Raw genomic sequence first — 18,410 nt, 5'->3', positions numbered from 1 at the left:
ATTACTCGATGATCTTGGCAACAACGCCCGCGCCGACGGTACGACCGCCTTCACGGATTGCGAAACGCAGACCTTCGTCCATTGCGATCGGTGCAATGAGGGTCGCGGTCATCTGGACGTTGTCGCCCGGCATAACCATTTCCGTGCCTGCCGGCAGCTCGATCGAGCCGGTGACGTCAGTGGTACGGAAGTAGAACTGCGGACGGTAGTTCGAGAAGAACGGCGTGTGACGGCCACCTTCATCCTTGGTCAGGATGTAGGCTTCTGCAGTGAACTTGGTGTGCGGCTTGATCGAGCCGACATGTGCCAGAACCTGGCCACGTTCGACGTCTTCACGTTTGGTGCCGCGCAGCAGTGCGCCGATATTGTCGCCAGCTTCACCCTGATCGAGCAGCTTGCGGAACATCTCAACGCCGGTGACGATCGTTTTGACGGTGTCTTTGATACCGACGATTTCGACTTCTTCACCAACCTTGACGATACCGGTTTCAACACGGCCGGTTACAACGGTACCACGACCCGAGATCGAGAACACGTCCTCGATCGGCATCAGGAACGGACGGTCTTTCGGACGTTCCGGTGCCGGGATGTAGCTGTCAACAGCTTCCATCAGTTTCAGGATCGCTTCTTTGCCAATCGCGTCATCACGACCTTCAAGGGCAGCAAGAGCCGAACCTTTAACGATCGGAATGTCGTCGCCCGGGAAGTCGTAGGACGACAGAAGTTCACGGATTTCCATTTCGACGAGCTCGAGGAGTTCCTCGTCATCGACCTGGTCAACCTTGTTCATGAACACGACGAGGGCCGGAACGCCAACCTGACGGGCAAGCAGGATGTGCTCGCGGGTCTGCGGCATCGGGCCGTCTGCTGCCGAAACAACCAGGATGCCGCCATCCATCTGTGCCGCACCGGTGATCATGTTTTTAACATAGTCAGCGTGGCCCGGGCAGTCGACGTGCGCATAGTGGCGGTTCGCCGTTTCGTATTCGACGTGCGCGGTCGAGATCGTGATACCACGAGCTTTCTCTTCCGGGGCTTTGTCGATCATGCTGTAGTCCTGGAACGATGCGCCGCCGCTCTCTGCGAGAACTTTGGTGATCGCTGCGGTCAGCGTGGTTTTACCGTGGTCAACGTGGCCGATGGTGCCGACGTTCACGTGCGGTTTTGTACGGGCAAATTTTTCTTTAGCCATTTCTAACTCCGTTTATTCTGGCTTCGCCTTAGCCGGCCGACTTGGCCTTGACTTCGTCCGCAACTGCCTGCGGGACGTCGGCGTAATGATCGAACTGCATCACGAACTGGGCACGGCCCTGGGACATGGAGCGCAGGGTATTGACGTAACCGAACATGTTCGCCAGCGGGACAAACGCGCTAACAACGCGTGCGATACCACGGGAATCCATGTCACGGACCTGACCACGGCGACTGTTAAGGTCACCGATGATGTCGCCCATGTACTCTTCCGGCGTCACAACTTCGACCTTCATGATCGGCTCGAGAAGCTTCGGACGAGCTTTCGAGAGACCTTCACGGAAGGCGGCACGAGCTGCGATTTCGAAGGCCATGACGCTCGAGTCAACGTCGTGATACGCACCGTCGGTCAGGGTGACCGAGAAGTCGGTGACCGGGAAGCCGGCAATCACACCGCTGTTAAGCGAGGTTTCAAGACCCTTGGCAACACCCGGGATGTATTCCTTCGGAACGTTACCGCCAACGACGGTATCCTTGAAGGAGAACCCGCTGCCCGGTTCACCCGGGGTGAAGGTCAACTTGATACGTGCGAACTGACCCGAACCACCCGACTGTTTCTTGTGGGTGTAATCGATGTCGACTTCCTGGGAAATCGTCTCACGATAAGCAACCTGCGGCGCGCCGACGTTTGCTTCGACCTTGAATTCACGCTTCATGCGATCGACGATGATGTCGAGGTGAAGTTCGCCCATACCGGAAATGATGGTCTGGCCGGATTCGTGGTCGGTTTTGACGCGGAACGACGGATCTTCCTGTGCAAGACGTGCAAGGGCGAGACCCATTTTCTCCTGGTCGGCTTTCGATTTCGGCTCAACAGCGATCTCGATAACCGGATCCGGGAATTCCATACGCTCAAGGATGATCGGCTTGGCCGGATCGCAAAGGGTATCACCGGTGGTGGTATCCTTCAGACCAACCAGAGCAACGATGTCGCCCGAGCAAGCGTATTTGATTTCTTCGCGGTTGTTTGAATGCATAAGAAGCATACGGCCGATACGTTCTTTTTTCTCTTTGACAGAGTTGAGAACGTAAGAACCGGCTTCAAGCATACCGGAATAGATACGTACGAACGTCAGCGAGCCAACGAACGGATCGCTCATGATCTTGAATGCAAGACCGGAGAACGGTGCTTCGTCGTTCAGCGGACGTGAGTCCGGCTCGTCTTCGGTGCCCGGCTTGATGCCGCGCACGTCTTCGATGTCGTCCGGAGCCGGCATGTAATCGATGACGGCATCAAGAAGCGGCTGAACGCCTTTGTTCTTGAACGCGGTGCCCAGAAGGACCGGAACCAGTTCGCCTTTCAGCGTACCTTTACGGATGCACTTCTTGAGAACTTCCTCGGACGGCATTTCGCCTTCGAGGTAAGCTTCCATGGCAGCTTCATCGCACTCGACAGCCTGTTCGATCAGAGCTTCACGGTACTCTTCAGCCTGGTCCTTGAGCGAGTCGCGAATGTCGCGATATTCGAATTCTGCGCCGAGGCTCTCGTCTTTCCAGACGATTTCCTGGTTTTTCACCAGATCGACAACACCTTCGAATTCCATTTCGGAACCGATCGGCAGCTGCATGACAGCCGCGTTGGCACCGAGACGGTCTTTGATCATCTGAACACAGCGGAAGAAGTCCGCACCGGTACGGTCCATTTTGTTGACGAAGCACATGCGCGGAACGCGGTACTTGTCAGCCTGGCGCCATACGGTTTCGGTCTGCGGTTCAACACCGGAAACGGCATCGAAAACAGCGCATGCACCATCGAGAACACGAAGCGAACGTTCAACTTCAATCGTGAAGTCAACGTGGCCCGGGGTATCGATGATGTTGATGCGGTTATCTTTCCAGAAGCAGGTCGTCGCAGCAGACGTAATCGTAATGCCACGTTCCTGTTCCTGTTCCATCCAGTCCATGGTTGCGGCGCCGTCGTGGACTTCGCCGATTTTGTAGGACTTGCCGGTGTAGAATAGAATTCGCTCGGTGGTCGTCGTTTTACCAGCATCGATGTGAGCCATGATGCCGATGTTGCGATACCGAGAGATCGGAGTACGTTGTACCATAATCGACTCTTGATCTTGAGGTCTGAATTACCAGCGGTAATGAGCGAAAGCCTTGTTGGCTTCGGCCATACGATGGGTGTCTTCGCGCTTCTTGACAGCCGAGCCACGGTTGTTGGCTGCGTCCATCAGTTCACCGGCGAGACGACCGATCATGGTCGTTTCGGAACGCTTGCGAGCAGCGTCAACCAGCCAGCGAATGGCCAGTGCCTGACGGCGCTCGGAACGAACTTCAACCGGAACCTGGTAAGTAGCACCACCAACACGGCGCGAACGAACTTCGACGTTCGGCTTCACGTTGTCCATGGCTTCATGGAACTGGGCTACCGGATCGGCACCCTTGCCTTCCATAACTTCCAGTGCACCATAAACGATCTTTTCGGCGGCAGATTTCTTACCGTCGAGCATAAGGCCGTTCATGAATTTGGTCAGAACCTTATCGCCATATTTGGCGTCAGGCAAAACTTCGCGCTTTTCAGCAGCGTGACGACGTGACATCTGAGCTGCTCCTTATTTCGGGCGTTTCGCGCCGTATTTCGAACGACGCTGTTTACGGTCTTTGACACCCTGGGTATCGAGGGTACCGCGAATGATGTGGTAACGCACACCCGGCAAATCCTTTACGCGGCCGCCACGGATCATGACGACAGAGTGTTCCTGCAGGTTGTGACCTTCACCCGGAATGTAGCTGGTAACTTCGTAGCCGTTGGTCAAACGGACACGAGCAACCTTACGAAGTGCCGAGTTCGGCTTCTTCGGGGTCGTGGTGTAGACACGGGTGCATACGCCGCGTTTCTGCGGGCAGGCTTCCAGTGCCGGAACCATGTCGCGCTGGGTGCGCGGAGTCCGCGATTTGCGGATCAACTGGTTAATAGTGGGCATTAACTTTCCCTTTGTACTTTAACGGACGCCACAAGGGCGCTGCTCTATCGACGCACGACGAACGACCGCATGCCTTTGCAAATCCTGCAAACGCAAATACGGACCGCCCATTACGCAGGATCATCCTGCCCTCGACGGCCGTTAGAGTCGCACTCAAGCGACGGGGGGCAAAACCGCCCGTTGCCAAGCAATTTGGCACCGACACAGCTACACCCCCCGAGATTCGGTGGGCGCATACTAGTGACGGCCCCATTTCGCGTCAAGCAAAACCCTGTGGGCCTTCGAGTTGGCGCTTCAAACGCCGAGGCGAACCGGTGCATCGATAGATAATTCCCGGTTCGCCTCTGATTCTTTAACAAGCTTGCGCGGCGATGTTACTCGCCGGCTGGCAATGACGGGGACTCGGCATCGGCCTGCGGGCCGAAATTGTCGCCGATTTCCTCTTCTGCCTCGATCTGTACATTCTTGTCGCGTTCGGCGGCCAGTGCACGGAAACGGTTCATCACCGCACCGGTACCTGCCGGGATCAGACGACCCACAATCACGTTTTCCTTCAGACCGATCAGGGTATCGGTTTTGCCCGATACGGCTGCTTCGGTAAGAACGCGCGTGGTTTCCTGGAACGACGCGGCCGAGATGAAGGAATGCGTCTGGAGCGATGCCTTGGTGATCCCCTGAAGGACCGGTGCAGCTTCGGCCAGTTCGCCACCTTCCTTAATGGCACGTTCGTTTTCGGCATCGAAATCGACACGGTCGATGATTTCGCCAACCAGAAGCGTGGTGTCACCGGTTTTGGTAACTTCCACTTTCTGAAGCATCTGACGAACGATGACTTCGATGTGTTTGTCGTTAATCTTCACGCCCTGCAAACGGTAGACTTCCTGGATTTCGTTGACCAGGTAGTCGGCCAGTGCCGGGACGCCCATAACGCGCAGGATATCGTGCGGAACCGGAGAACCATCAAGAAGCTGATCGCCCTTCTCGACGAAGTCCCCTTCCTGAACGGCAAGATGCTTGCCTTTCGGGATCAGGTATTCGACCGGTTCGGTCAGACCGCTATCCTCAAGCGGATGAACGATCACGCGACGCTTGTTCTTGTAGTCCTTGCCGAACTCAACACGACCGGCGATGTCAGCGATGATGGCATGGTCCTTCGGCTTGCGCGCCTCGAACAATTCAGCCACACGCGGCAGACCACCGGTGATGTCACGGGTTTTCGAGCCTTCGCGCGGAATACGTGCAAGCACGTCACCGGCGTTGACTTTCTGACCGTTCTCGACCGAGAGAATGGCATCAACCGACAGGAAGTAACGGGCTTCAAGACCGTTTTCCAGGTTGATGACCTCGCCGTTTTCGTTACGCAGCGTAACGCGCGGCTTGAGGTCGGATGCCTTCGGCATGCTCTTCCAGTCAATAACCGTTTTCGAGGCGATACCGGTCGCTTCGTCATAGACTTCGCGAATGGTTACGTTCTCGAGAAGGTCGACATAGTTCACATAACCTTCTTTCTCGGTGATGATCGGCAGGGTGTACGGATCCCACTCGGCCAGTTTCTGGCCACGCGTGATCTGGTCACCGTCATCAGCAAGCAGTTTCGCACCGTACGGGACGCGATATTTCGCACGTTCACGGCCGGTCTTGTCGATCAGCAGGATCTCGAGGTTACGCGCCATGACGATCATGACACCGCTCGAGTTCGTAACAACCGCACGGTTCTTCAGTTTGACGGTCGCATCGAAGTTGGCTTCGACACCCGAAACTTCCGCACCACGCTGTGCCGCACCACCAATGTGGAACGTACGCATCGTAAGCTGCGTGCCCGGCTCACCGATCGACTGTGCGGCGATAACACCGACAGCTTCACCGATATTGACCGTGGTACCACGTGCCAGGTCACGACCATAGCAATGGCCGCAAACGCCGGTTTCGGCATCACAGGTCAGGACCGAGCGGATACGCGCCATTTCGACGCCTGCTTTTTCGATCAGATCAAGGTGATCTTCGACAACCATTTCGTTCTTCGGAACGATGACTTCGCCGGTTGACGGATTGACAATCTCGTCAGCGGTGAAACGACCGAGGATACGATCAGACAGCGTCTCGATAACTTCGCCGGAATCGACAACCGCAGCAATGTCGAGGCCGCGTTCAGTACCGCAATCATGCTGGGTGATGATGCTGTCCTGTGCGACGTCGACGAGACGACGGGTCAGGTAACCCGAGTTCGCCGTTTTCAGTGCGGTATCGGCCAGACCTTTACGGGCACCGTGGGTGGAGTTGAAGTACTCCTGCACGGTCAGGCCTTCTTTGAAGTTCGAGATAATCGGCGTCTCGATGATCGAGCCATCCGGCTTTGCCATCAGGCCGCGCATTGCAGCCAGCTGACGCATCTGGGCGGCAGAACCACGGGCACCGGAGTGCGCCATCATGTAAACCGAGTTCACATTGTCACCTTCTGCCGTTGCCGAGATGACTTTCATCATCGCTTCGGAAACGTCATCGGTGCACTGCGACCAGGCGTCGACGACCTTGTTGTATTTCTCACCGCGAGTGATCAGACCGTCCTGATACTGCTGTTCGTATTCCTTGACCTTGTCATGGGTCGCGCCAACCAGGGTTTCCTTGGCTTCCGGAATGATCATGTCATCCTTGCCAAACGAAATACCGGCTTTGCATGCCCAGTTGAAGCCAAGACCCATCATGCGGTCAGCAAAGATAACGGTCTCTTTCTGGCCACAGTGACGATAGACGACGTCGATAACGTTCGAGACGTCTTTCTTGGTCAGCAGCTTGTTGATGGTCGCGAACGGAATGCGCGGATGACGCGGCAGCAGTTCGGACAGCAACATGCGGCCAACCGTGGTCTGAACACGGATGGTGATCGGTTCGTTGTTCTCGTCGACGGTTTTGTAACGTGCATTGATTTTCGAATGCAGGGTCACAACACCGGCATCAAGAGCCTGTTCGATTTCGGCGATATTGACGAAGGACATGCCCTCGCCCGGCTGACCGTCGCGTTCCATCGAGATGTAGTACAGACCAAGGACAATATCCTGCGACGGCACGATGATCGGTTTACCCGAAGCCGGCGAAAGGATGTTGTTGGTCGACATCATCAGGGTACGTGCTTCAAGCTGCGCTTCAAGCGACAGCGGCACGTGAACGGCCATCTGGTCACCGTCGAAGTCGGCGTTGAAAGCCGTACAGACGAGCGGATGCAGCTGGATTGCCTTACCTTCGATCAGGGTAGGCTCGAAAGCCTGGATACCAAGACGGTGAAGGGTCGGTGCACGGTTAAGCATGACCGGGTGTTCACGGATAACCTGTTCAAGGATATCCCACACTTCGGCACGCTCTTTTTCCACCATGCGCTTTGCAGCCTTGATGGTGGTTGCCATCCCGTACAGCTCAAGCTTCGCATAGACGAACGGCTTGAACAGTTCGAGCGCCATTTTCTTCGGCAGGCCGCACTGATGCAGTTTCAGGTTCGGACCCACGGTAATAACCGAACGACCGGAATAGTCGACGCGTTTACCCAGAAGGTTCTGACGGAAACGGCCCTGCTTACCTTTAAGCATGTCCGACATCGATTTAAGCGGACGCTTGTTGGCACCGGTGATCGGACGACCGCGACGGCCGTTGTCAAACAGCGCATCAACCGATTCCTGAAGCATACGTTTTTCGTTACGCACGATGATATCGGGCGCACGAAGCTCGATCAGGCGCTTCAGACGGTTGTTACGGTTGATCACACGACGGTAAAGGTCGTTCAGGTCGGACGTTGCGAAACGGCCGCCATCCAGCGGAACCAGCGGACGCAGTTCTGGCGGAATGACCGGGATCACTTCAAGGATCATCCATTCCGGACGCGCACCGGACTCCTGGAAAGCTTCGATCAGCTTCAGGCGTTTGACCAGCTTCTTGCGCTTGGCTTCGGAATTGGTTTCCTTGAGGTCGATTTTCGCGGTTTCGCGTTCGTCATCAAGATCGATCGCAGCAAGCATGTCGCGGATCGCTTCGGCACCGATACCGGCACGGAAGCTGTCTTCGCCATACTCTTCCTGTGCGGTCATGTACTGATCTTCTGAAAGAAGCTCACCCATCTTGAGCGGGGTCAGACCCGGCTCGATGACCACATAGTTTTCGAAATACAGAATGCGCTCAAGATCCTTGAGCGTCATGTCCAGCAGCAGACCCAGACGGCTCGGCAGCGACTTCATGAACCAGATATGGGCAACCGGTGCCGCCAGTTCGATATGGCCCATACGTTCACGACGTACTTTGGCCAGAGTCACTTCGACGCCACATTTCTCACAGATAATGCCGCGATATTTCATACGCTTGTACTTGCCGCACAAGCATTCGTAATCCTTCACCGGACCAAAAATGCGCGCACAGAACAGGCCGTCGCGTTCCGGTTTAAAGGTCCGGTAGTTGATGGTCTCCGGTTTCTTGATCTCGCCGAACGACCAGGAGCGGATACGCTCCGGGCTGGCGATCTGAATCCGGATCTGATCGAAGCTCTGGGTGCCCTGCGGCTGCCCGAAGATCTTCATCAACTCGTTCATAAAGGCTCTCCCGCTATGCCCGGTCTCGCCGGGTTTCGCCAATTTTCAGGCCGAAAGATGCTTGATGGCGGACGGGATACCCGAATGGTACCCGCCCGCCAAGCTATTAAAGGTCGTCTTGCTCGAGCTCGACATTGAGACCCAGCGACCGAAGTTCTTTAACGAGAACGTTAAAGGATTCCGGAATGCCCGCCTCGAAGGTGTCTTCGCCACGAACGATCGCCTCATAGACCTTGGTACGGCCCGAAACATCGTCCGACTTGACGGTAAGCATTTCCTGGAGGGTGTAGGCAGCACCGTAAGCTTCGAGTGCCCACACTTCCATCTCCCCGAAACGCTGGCCACCGAACTGTGCCTTACCACCCAGCGGCTGCTGGGTAACAAGCGAGTACGGACCAATCGAACGGGCGTGGATCTTGTCGTCGACCAGGTGATGCAGCTTGAGCATGTAGATGTAGCCCACGGTCACCTTGCGATGGAATTTCTCACCGGTACGACCATCATAAAGGTCGACCTGGCCAGAACCATCAAGGCCTGCTTTTTCGAGCATGCGAACCACATCAGGCTCACGTGCACCGTCAAAGACCGGGGTTGCCATCGGCACACCACGACGCAGGTTGTTACCAAGCTCGATGACATCGCCATCGCTCAGCTCTTTAATGCCGGTGACGTATTGCTCGTCCTCGTACACTTCATTGAGCTTGCCACGCAGGCTGTCCATCTCGGCACGACCATCGGCAACAGCATCGACAAGCTCGCCGATCTGTTCACCCAGACCACGTGACGCCCAGCCAAGGTGGGTTTCAAGGATCTGGCCGACGTTCATACGCGACGGAACACCAAGCGGGTTCAGAACGATATCGACAGGCGTACCGTCTTCGAGGTGCGGCATGTCTTCCATCGGCATGATGCGCGATACGACACCCTTGTTCCCGTGACGGCCGGCCATCTTATCGCCCGGCTGCATTTTACGCTTAACCGCGACAAAGACTTTGACCATCTTCATCACGCCCGGCGGCAGTTCATCACCAGCCTGAAGCTTGTCGACCTTGTCGTCGAAACGAGCCTGCAGAACAGCAATCGATTCCTCGAACTGTTTCTTCAGGGCTTCGATGTCGGACATGACACTGTCATCGGCAACGGCAATCTGACGCCACAGACCACGTGCAACACCCGAAAGGGCGTCTTCGGTGATCTCGCCATTCAGACCTTTCGGTCCGTCGACCAGGGTCTGGCCAAGCAGCAGGTTTTTCAGACGACCATAGAAGTTGCGTTCCAGGATCGCACGTTCGTCATCACGGTCTTTTGCAAGACGTTCGATTTCGGAACGTTCGATTGCCAGGGCACGTTCGTCCTTGTCAACGCCACGACGCGAGAACACGCGGACTTCAACAACGGTACCGAACTGTCCCGGCGGGACACGCAGCGACGTATCACGGACGTCGGATGCTTTTTCACCGAAGATGGCGCGCAGAAGTTTTTCTTCCGGCGTCATCGGGCTTTCGCCCTTCGGCGTCACTTTACCGACAAGGATATCGCCCGGCTTGATTTCCGCGCCGATGTAAACGATGCCCGCCTCGTCGAGGTTTTTAAGGGCTTCTTCACCGACGTTCGGAATGTCACGGGTGATCTCTTCCTGACCCAGCTTGGTATCGCGGGCCATAACTTCGAATTCCTCGATATGGATCGAGGTATAAACGTCATCACGTGCGATACGCTCGGACAGAAGGATGGAATCCTCGAAGTTGTAACCGTTCCAGGGCATAAACGCGACCAGCACGTTACGGCCCAGAGCCAGCTCACCCATATCGGTACACGGACCATCCGAGATGATGTCGCCCTTCTGGACAACATCGCCCACCTTCACCAGCGGACGCTGGTTGATGCAGCTACCCTGGTTGGAACGCTGATATTTCAGCAGGGTGTAGATATCGACACCCGATTCCGATGCGGCGATGTCACCGGTTGCGCGGATAACCATACGGGTCGCGTCAACGGATTCAACAACACCATCACGGCGTGCGATCAGGGTTGCACCCGAATCACGTGCCACCGGAACTTCCATACCGGTACCGACATACGGCGCTTCAGAACGGATCAGCGGAACCGCCTGACGCTGCATGTTCGACCCCATCAGTGCGCGGTTCGCGTCATCGTTCTCAAGGAACGGAATGAGCGCGGATGCGACCGATACGAGCTGCTTCGGCGAGACGTCCATAAGGTCGATCTCTTCGGAGCGGGCCATATAGTGGTCACCGGCTTTACGGGTGTTGATCAGTTCGTTCTCGAAGCCGAATTCCTTGGTCAGCGGTTCGTTCGCCTGTGCAATGACATAGCGACCTTCTTCGATGGCCGAAAGATAGATGACTTCAGGGGTAACCACGCCATCGACAACCTTGCGGTACGGGCTTTCGATGAAGCCGTACTGGTTGACGCGGGCAAAGGTCGCCAGCGAGTTGATCAGACCAATGTTCGGACCTTCCGGCGTTTCAACCGGGCAGATACGACCATAGTGGGTCGGATGAACGTCACGAACTTCAAAGCCTGCACGCTCACGGGTCAAACCGCCCGGTCCAAGTGCCGAAAGACGACGCTTGTGGGTGATTTCCGAAAGCGGGTTGGTCTGGTCCATGAACTGCGACAGCTGCGAAGAGCCGAAGAATTCACGAACGGCAGCCGCAACCGGCTTCGCATTGATCAGGTCATGCGGCATGACGTTGTCGATCTCGACCGAGCTCATACGCTCGCGGATCGCACGTTCCATACGCAGCAGGCCAACACGGAACTGGTTTTCCATCAGCTCGCCGACCGAACGCAGACGACGGTTGCCAAGATGGTCAATATCGTCGATTTCGCCACGACCGTCTTTCAGGTCGATCAGAACGCGGACGACTTCCAGAATGTCTTCACGACGCAGAACACGAACCGTATCCGGGCATTCCAGATTGAGGCGCGCATTCATTTTCACACGGCCAACAGCCGAGAGGTCGTAACGCTCTGCATCAAAGAACAGGCCTTTGAACATGGCTTCCGCACCCTCGATGGTCGGCGGTTCGCCAGGGCGCATGACGCGATAGATGTCCACAAGGGCTTCTTCGCGGTTGCTGTTCTTGTCCAGTGCAATGGTGTTGCGCAGATACGCACCGACATTGTTGTGATCGATCATCAGCAGACGAACGGTGTCGACACCCCATTCTTTAAGCTGTTCGAACACACCTTCGGTCAGTTCGTGGCCGGCTTCGGCAAGGATCTCGCCGGTTTCACCGTCAATCTGGTCTTCTGCCATGAACCAGCCGTTAAGCTGTTCTTCCGGCACCAGGATGTGTTTGACACCCTGCTCGACAAGCTTGGCAGCGGAACGCTTGGTGATCTTGCTGCCTGCGGCGGCAACGACTTCACCGCTGTCGGCGTCAAGCAGGTCAAAGACCAGCTTCTGACCGATATAGCGATCTGCATTGAAATCGGTTACCCAACCATCCTTGGTGCGGCGGTATTCTGCCGAACTCATAGTAATAGTTGAGGATTTCTTCAGGCGTCAGGCCTTCGATTTCCGACGGATCGACAGAGCGGCCTTCTTCGGCACGCTGTGCACGCAGGGCCTGGGACTCTTCGTTTTCAAGAGCCATAAGCAGCGTGGTCGCCGGCAGTTTGCGGCGACGGTCGATACGGACATACAGGATGTCTTTCGCGTCGAATTCGAAATCGAGCCACGAACCACGATACGGGATCACGCGCGCAGCAAACAGGTACTTGCCCGAGCTGTGGCTCTTGCCCTTGTCGTGGTCGAAGAAGACGCCCGGCGAACGGTGCATCTGCGAGACGATAACACGCTCGGTGCCGTTCACGATAAAGGTACCGTGTTCGGTCATGAGCGGCATGTCGCCCATATACACGTCCTGTTCCTTGATATCGCGGATCGAACGTGCACCGGTATCTTCGTCAATATCCCAGACAACCAGACGCAGTGTCACGCGCAGCGGCGCGGCAAAAGTCATGCCACGCTGACGGCACTCCTCGGTATCGTATTTGGGCTGCTCCAGCTCATACGACACAAACTCGAGGGTTGCGCGCTCTGAGAAATCTTTAATCGGAAAGACGCTCTTGAACACTTCCTGGAGGCCGGCATCGTCCCGCTGCTCCTGCGGGGTACCAGTCTGCAAAAACTTGTCGTAAGAATTCTTTTGAACCTCAATCAGGTTCGGGAGCGGAGCGACTTCGCTGATCCGTCCAAAGCTCTTGCGGATGCGCTTTCGACCGGTAAAGGACTTATCCATCATCGTTCCTTTAATCGCGCCTCCCCACACCGTCGTAACTCGTTCGTCCCTGTGCCACCACGCAAAAAGCATACAGCACAACGACGCCCGAGCCCCGTACGGGGCGGGCGTTCACTTGATTATGACCGTGGATGTTATGTGACATCCAACATGAATGAGATCACTGATCCCTCGGCTGTCGACGCCGTCAAAGATAACCTCTGACCTAAACGGCCTTACGTTATGTACGATTACCTTTGGCAGCGTCAACCGTAAATTTCCTTTTCGCGTCCCGACAGACCGGACACCCATTGCCCGCACCGTAGAGACGGATAGGTCGGCGACCCGAAGGCCGCCGACCCAAACCTTGGCAAGAAGCCGTCGATTACTTGAGTTCGACGGTTGCGCCAGCTTCTTCAAGCTGCTTCTTGATCGACTCGGCTTCGTCTTTCGACGCGCCTTCTTTAACAGCTTTCGGTGCGCCTTCGACCAGGTCTTTGGCTTCTTTCAGGCCAAGACCGGTGATTGCGCGAACTTCTTTGATGACGTTGATTTTCTTGTCACCAGCAGAAGCCAGGATAACGTCGAATTCGGTTTTTTCTTCTGCAGCAGCAGCACCGGCAGCAGCGCCACCAGCAGCAGCAACAGCAACCGGAGCAGCGGCGGAAACGCCCCACTCTTCTTCGAGAAGTTTGGAAAGCTCTGCAGCTTCAAGAACGGTGAGCTTCGAAAGCTCTTCAACGAGTGCCTTAAGATCGGCCATTTGTATAAACTCCTAGGCTTGAACTTGGATAAGTTGGTAAATTGGGTTACGCGGCTTCGCCTTTTTCGGCGTATGCCTTCAGCACCTGGGCAATCTGGGCCGCCGGCTTGGAGGTCAGCGTAGCGATACGCTGTGCCGGGGTCTGGATCATACCCACCAGTTTCGCACGCAGTTCGTCCAGCGACGGCAGTTCTGCCAGAGCTTTGACGCCCTGTTCGTCCAGAATCTGTTCACCGATGGCGCCAGCAACAAGAACGAGCTTGTCATTGGCTTTTGCGAACGTTGAGGCCACTTTCGCGACCGACGCGGGATCAGCCGAATAGGCGATCGCGGTCGGGCCGGTGAAGTGGTCTGCAAGACCGGCAAATTTGGTGCCTTCCAGAGCAAGTCGCGTAAGCCGGTTTTTGGTGACCTTGAAGCCCGCACCAGCATCACGCATCTGCGCACGAAGAGCGGTGATTTCCGCAACCGTCAACCCTTTGTACTGGGTAACGATAACGCCTTCCGCACCTTCGAACACTTCGCGCATTTCTGCTACGAACTGTGTTTTATCATCGCGGTTCACTTTAAGTCTCCGACATTGCTTATTGCCCTGAACCCCATGGGGGGTTCACAGACGTGACCAGTCCTTTCGAACCGGTCTGTGACGCCCGTCCGTTTGCCAGATGTCCAAGCCTTTTGTGATGCCCCGTTAACCGGGGAAAACTAAAAACCGGAACCTCTGCCTATGCAGGAGATTAAGAACGGCAGATACCGTTCACCTGCAGTCTGGGACAGACAGGTAGAGAGGATCTTGCAACCCTCTCCGGTCCTGACCGGCCGCATGCGACCGGTCAGAATTCTTGAATTACTTCGATGCGATGTCCGCAATCGACAGTTTCACGCCAGCGCCCATGGTCGAGCTGATGGCGGCGCGCTGCAGGTATACACCTTTTGCGCCTGTCGGTTTCGCTTTGACGATCGCAGAAACGAATGCCTTGGCATTTTCAACAAGCTGTTCTTCGCTGAAGGACGCCTTGCCGATACCGGCATGGACAATACCATTCTTTTCAGCGCGGAACTGAACCTGGCCAGCTTTGGCATCGGAAACAGCCTGGGCAACATCCATGGTCACGGTGCCGAGTTTCGGGTTCGGCATCAGGCCGCGCGGGCCCAGAACCTTACCGAGACGACCGACAACAGCCATCATGTCCGGGGTTGCAATAACGCGATCATAGTTCAGATCGCCTTTCTGCATTGCTTCCATCAGGTCTTCGGCGCCAACAGCGTCCGCACCAGCTTTCTGGGCTTCTTCTGCTTTGGCGTCTTTTGCGAAGACGGCGACGCGCATGGTTTTACCGGTACCATGCGGAAGCGAAACAACACCACGGACCATCTGGTCTGCGTGACGCGGATCAACACCAAGGTTCATCGCGATTTCAACGGTTTCGTCGAATTTCGCTTTTGCACCATCCTTGACGAGCTTGACCGCTGCGGTCAGTTCGTACTGGGTGTTACGGTCGATGCCCTCATAAGCCTGGGCAAGGCGCTTACCAGTCTTGGCCATCGTCTTACTCCACAACCTCGAGGCCCATAGCACGGGCAGAACCTTCGATCATCGCCATCGCGCCTTCAACGTCAAATGCGTTGAGGTCAGCCATTTTGGCTTCCGCGATTTCCTTGACCTGTGCTTTGGTCACTTTACCGATGTAACCTTTACCGGTCGTACCGGAACCTTTCGGAATGCCTGCTGCCTTTTTCAGGAAGTAGGATGCCGGCGGGGTTTTGGTGACAAAGCTGAAGGAACGGTCGGAATAAACGGTGATGACGACCGGAATCGGCATCCCTGGTTCCATCTGCTGGGTCGCTGCGTTGAACGCCTTGCAGAATTCCATGATATTCACGCCGCGCTGACCAAGAGCCGGGCCGACGGGCGGCGACGGGTTGGCTTTGCCGGCGGGAATCTGCAGCTTGATATAGCCGTCGATTTTCTTCGCCATTAGAGTACCTCATTACAGAAGCGCGCGGTACGGTCATGGCTGACCTCCCGCGCTTTAAAAACTGTCCGCATCACGCAGACAGAAACTTCACTTGTATCAGCTCGTCAGAGCTTTTCGACCTGGGTATATTCCAGCTCGACCGGGGTTGAACGACCGAAGATCGAAACCGACACCTTAAGGCGCGCACGTTCTTCATCAACCCCTTCGACGACACCGTTAAACGATGCAAACGGACCGTCGGAAACACGGACTTCCTCGCCAACCTCGAACGAAATGGTCGACTTCGGACGCTCGACACCTTCCTGCACCTGATGCAGGATGTGCTGGGCTTCCTTTTCGGAAATCGGCATCGGCTTGCCACGGCTGCCAAGGAAATCGGTGACCTTGGCGGTGTTCTTGACCAGATGCCAGCTCTCATCCGTCAGGTCCATATTCAGCAGCACGTAGCCGGGGAAAAACTTCCGCTCGGCATTGACCTTCGCACCGCGACGAACCTCGACAGTTTCTTCCGTCGGAACCAGGACCTCTTTGATTTCGCCCTCAAGACCTTTCTTGATGGACTGCTCGCGGATCGACTGGGCGACTTTCTTCTCAAAACCCGAATGGACGTGCAAAACGTACCAGCGATGCGCCATGACTTAACCCCCGACACCAAAGATCAATTGAACGCCCCAGGCGAGAAGCTGATCCACAACAAAAAAGAAAACAGACGCCAAAGCCACCATGACGAAAACCATGATGGTTGAAACGGTCGTTTCCTTGCGGGTCGGCCACGAAACCTTTTTGGCCTCGGTGCGAACCTGCTGTACGAATTGTGCCGGCGACGTTTTAGCCATTGTCGGGGTTACACCGCTTTCAAAAATTCAATTCCAAGACCCGGGTAAATGGCAGGAGCGGAGGGACTCGAACCCACGGCCCTCGGTTTTGGAGACCGATGCTCTACCAACTGAGCTACACTCCTACAAGGTAATCAGAAAGTTGAATTTCTTCAGGTCTTTCCGACACAGTCCCGCCCGGGCGGCAGGGTGTGCGGGCGGCTTATATCCGCCCGCACATCAAAGATCAAGCACCCAATGGTGCAAATCTTCAAAAATTATTCGATGATTTTCGCAACAACACCGGCGCCGACGGTACGACCGCCTTCACGGATTGCGAAACGCAGACCTTCGTCCATTGCGATCGGTGCAATGAGGGTCGCGGTCATCTGGACGTTGTCGCCCGGCATAACCATTTCCGTGCCTGCCGGCAGCTCGATCGAGCCGGTGACGTCAGTGGTACGGAAGTAGAACTGCGGACGGTAGTTCGAGAAGAACGGCGTGTGACGGCCACCTTCATCCTTGGTCAGGATGTAAGCTTCTGCAGTGAACTTGGTGTGCGGCTTGATCGAGCCGACATGTGCCAGAACCTGGCCACGTTCGACGTCTTCACGTTTGGTGCCGCGCAGCAGGGCGCCAATGTTGTCGCCAGCTTCACCCTGATCGAGCAGCTTGCGGAACATCTCAACGCCGGTGACGATCGTTTTGACGGTGTCTTTGATACCGACGATTTCGACTTCTTCACCAACCTTGACGATACCGGTTTCAACACGGCCGGTCACAACGGTACCACGACCCGAGATCGAGAACACGTCCTCGATCGGCATCAGGAACGGACGGTCTTTCGGACGTTCCGGTGCCGGGATGTAGCTGTCAACAGCTTCCATCAGCTTCAGGATCGCTTCTTTGCCAATCGCGTCATCACGACCTTCAAGGGCGGCAAGAGCCGAACCTTTGACGATCGGAATGTCGTCGCCCGGGAAGTCGTAGGACGACAGAAGTTCACGGATTTCCATTTCGACGAGCTCGAGCAGCTCTTCGTCATCGACCTGGTCAACCTTGTTCATGAACACGACGAGGGCCGGAACGCCAACCTGACGGGCAAGCAGGATGTGCTCGCGGGTCTGCGGCATCGGGCCGTCTGCTGCCGAAACAACCAGGATGCCGCCGTCCATCTGTGCCGCACCGGTGATCATGTTTTTAACATAGTCAGCGTGGCCCGGGCAGTCGACGTGCGCATAGTGGCGGTTCGCCGTTTCATATTCGACGTGCGCGGTCGAGATCGTGATACCACGAGCTTTCTCTTCCGGCGCCTTATCGATCATGCTGTAGTCCTGGAACGATGCGCCGCCGCTCTCTGCGAGAACTTTGGTGATCGCTGCGGTCAGCGTGGTTTTACCGTGGTCAACGTGGCCGATGGTGCCAACGTTCACGTGCGGTTTTGTACGCGCAAACTTTTCTTTAGCCATTACACTCAGATCCTAATCCGAACCAAAAAAAACACGTAAGAACCCACCGCACGAGCCGACGGGATCATATAAAATCTGGAGCGGGTGAAGGGAATCGAACCCTCGTCGTAAGCTTGGAAGGCTTCTGCTCTACCATTGAGCTACACCCGCATATTCTCTTTGCGAGCTCTCGCGAGGGCGAGAGAATGGTGGAGGGGGCAGGATTCGAACCTGCGTAGACTAAGTCGGCGGATTTACAGTCCGCTGCATTTGACCGCTCTGCCACCCCTCCATCAGGGTCAAAACGTTGTCGGGGTTACCCCCCGGCTTCGTTCGGCGAGGGAGGGAATACGTTGCAGGGCCTGTCCTTGTCAACAGCAAAAAAAAACACGAAATCGTATTT

Annotated in this window: 12 protein-coding genes, 3 tRNA genes and 1 pseudogene; all 16 read right to left on the bottom strand. The window is 55.9% G+C overall.

Going from position 1 to position 18,410, the window contains the following annotated elements; translation table 11 throughout:
• Position 1 precedes the first annotated feature (1 nt).
• Complete coding sequence (tuf, locus tag R1T41_RS14570) at positions 2-1,192, bottom strand: elongation factor Tu (protein ID WP_040059651.1); 1,191 nt, start codon at positions 1,190-1,192, stop codon at positions 2-4.
• A 28-nt stretch (positions 1,193-1,220) separates the two neighbouring features.
• Positions 1,221-3,302, bottom strand: a complete 2,082-nt coding sequence (gene fusA / locus R1T41_RS14565; RefSeq protein WP_062952267.1) for an elongation factor G — start codon at positions 3,300-3,302, stop codon at positions 1,221-1,223.
• Positions 3,303-3,329: 27 nt separating this feature from the next.
• Positions 3,330-3,797: a 30S ribosomal protein S7 gene (rpsG, locus tag R1T41_RS14560; protein WP_062952268.1), complete on the bottom strand. Its 468-nt coding sequence runs from the start codon at positions 3,795-3,797 to the stop codon at positions 3,330-3,332.
• Between the two features lie 12 nt (positions 3,798-3,809).
• On the bottom strand, positions 3,810-4,181 hold the full coding sequence (rpsL, locus tag R1T41_RS14555) for a 30S ribosomal protein S12 (protein WP_007092427.1): 372 nt from the start codon (positions 4,179-4,181) through the stop codon (positions 3,810-3,812).
• 374 nt (positions 4,182-4,555) lie between these two features.
• The gene (gene rpoC, locus R1T41_RS14550) at positions 4,556-8,749 is read right to left on the bottom strand and encodes a DNA-directed RNA polymerase subunit beta' (protein ID WP_062952269.1); all 4,194 of its coding nucleotides are present in this window, start codon (positions 8,747-8,749) and stop codon (positions 4,556-4,558) included.
• Positions 8,750-8,855: 106 nt separating this feature from the next.
• Positions 8,856-13,023 (bottom strand): annotated as a pseudogene (gene rpoB, locus R1T41_RS14545) (DNA-directed RNA polymerase subunit beta).
• A gap of 364 nt (positions 13,024-13,387) precedes the next feature.
• Positions 13,388-13,765, bottom strand: coding sequence for a 50S ribosomal protein L7/L12 (rplL, locus tag R1T41_RS14540; RefSeq protein WP_062952271.1), 378 nt, complete (start codon positions 13,763-13,765; stop codon positions 13,388-13,390).
• Between the two features lie 46 nt (positions 13,766-13,811).
• The gene (gene rplJ, locus R1T41_RS14535) at positions 13,812-14,330 is read right to left on the bottom strand and encodes a 50S ribosomal protein L10 (protein WP_037991699.1); all 519 of its coding nucleotides are present in this window, start codon (positions 14,328-14,330) and stop codon (positions 13,812-13,814) included.
• 282 nt (positions 14,331-14,612) lie between these two features.
• The gene (gene rplA, locus R1T41_RS14530) at positions 14,613-15,311 is read right to left on the bottom strand and encodes a 50S ribosomal protein L1 (RefSeq protein WP_007092432.1); all 699 of its coding nucleotides are present in this window, start codon (positions 15,309-15,311) and stop codon (positions 14,613-14,615) included.
• Positions 15,312-15,315: 4 nt separating this feature from the next.
• Positions 15,316-15,744 carry a 50S ribosomal protein L11 gene (gene rplK, locus R1T41_RS14525; protein ID WP_062952272.1) on the bottom strand — a complete coding sequence of 143 codons (429 nt, stop codon included), beginning with the start codon at positions 15,742-15,744 and terminating at the stop codon, positions 15,316-15,318.
• Between the two features lie 104 nt (positions 15,745-15,848).
• Complete coding sequence (nusG, locus tag R1T41_RS14520; protein WP_007092434.1) at positions 15,849-16,379, bottom strand: transcription termination/antitermination protein NusG; 531 nt, start codon at positions 16,377-16,379, stop codon at positions 15,849-15,851.
• A gap of 3 nt (positions 16,380-16,382) precedes the next feature.
• On the bottom strand, positions 16,383-16,580 hold the full coding sequence (gene secE, locus R1T41_RS14515) for a preprotein translocase subunit SecE (protein ID WP_062952273.1): 198 nt from the start codon (positions 16,578-16,580) through the stop codon (positions 16,383-16,385).
• A 49-nt stretch (positions 16,581-16,629) separates the two neighbouring features.
• A tRNA-Trp gene (locus tag R1T41_RS14510) sits at positions 16,630-16,705 on the bottom strand.
• 132 nt (positions 16,706-16,837) lie between these two features.
• Positions 16,838-18,028 (bottom strand): elongation factor Tu, encoded by a 1,191-nt coding sequence (gene tuf / locus R1T41_RS14505; RefSeq protein ID WP_040059651.1) that lies wholly within the window; start codon positions 18,026-18,028, stop codon positions 16,838-16,840.
• 76 nt (positions 18,029-18,104) lie between these two features.
• Positions 18,105-18,178 (bottom strand) — tRNA-Gly (locus R1T41_RS14500).
• 36 nt (positions 18,179-18,214) lie between these two features.
• Positions 18,215-18,299, bottom strand: a tRNA-Tyr gene (locus R1T41_RS14495).
• Positions 18,300-18,410: the final 111 nt, after the last annotated feature.

Origin of the sequence: Thalassospira lucentensis (assembly GCF_032921865.1) — a bacterium.
Taxonomy (GTDB): Bacteria; Pseudomonadota; Alphaproteobacteria; order Rhodospirillales; family Thalassospiraceae; genus Thalassospira; species Thalassospira lucentensis_A.
Note: the sequence above shows the minus strand (reverse complement) of the source record. Positions and strands in the feature narration are given on the sequence as shown.

What these genes read in the sequence shown, in the direction of transcription:
- tuf (WP_040059651.1), bottom strand. Translation starts at nt 1,192, where the DNA reads ATGGCTAAAGAAAAATTTGCCCGTACAAAACCGCACGTGAACGTCGGC.
- fusA (WP_062952267.1), bottom strand. Translation starts at nt 3,302, where the DNA reads ATGGTACAACGTACTCCGATCTCTCGGTATCGCAACATCGGCATCATG.
- rpsG (WP_062952268.1), bottom strand. Translation starts at nt 3,797, where the DNA reads ATGTCACGTCGTCACGCTGCTGAAAAGCGCGAAGTTTTGCCTGACGCC.
- rpsL (WP_007092427.1), bottom strand. Translation starts at nt 4,181, where the DNA reads ATGCCCACTATTAACCAGTTGATCCGCAAATCGCGGACTCCGCGCACC.
- rpoC (WP_062952269.1), bottom strand. Translation starts at nt 8,749, where the DNA reads ATGAACGAGTTGATGAAGATCTTCGGGCAGCCGCAGGGCACCCAGAGC.
- rplL (WP_062952271.1), bottom strand. Translation starts at nt 13,765, where the DNA reads ATGGCCGATCTTAAGGCACTCGTTGAAGAGCTTTCGAAGCTCACCGTT.
- rplA (WP_007092432.1), bottom strand. Translation starts at nt 15,311, where the DNA reads ATGGCCAAGACTGGTAAGCGCCTTGCCCAGGCTTATGAGGGCATCGAC.
- rplK (WP_062952272.1), bottom strand. Translation starts at nt 15,744, where the DNA reads ATGGCGAAGAAAATCGACGGCTATATCAAGCTGCAGATTCCCGCCGGC.
- nusG (WP_007092434.1), bottom strand. Translation starts at nt 16,379, where the DNA reads ATGGCGCATCGCTGGTACGTTTTGCACGTCCATTCGGGTTTTGAGAAG.
- secE (WP_062952273.1), bottom strand. Translation starts at nt 16,580, where the DNA reads ATGGCTAAAACGTCGCCGGCACAATTCGTACAGCAGGTTCGCACCGAG.
- tuf (WP_040059651.1), bottom strand. Translation starts at nt 18,028, where the DNA reads ATGGCTAAAGAAAAGTTTGCGCGTACAAAACCGCACGTGAACGTTGGC.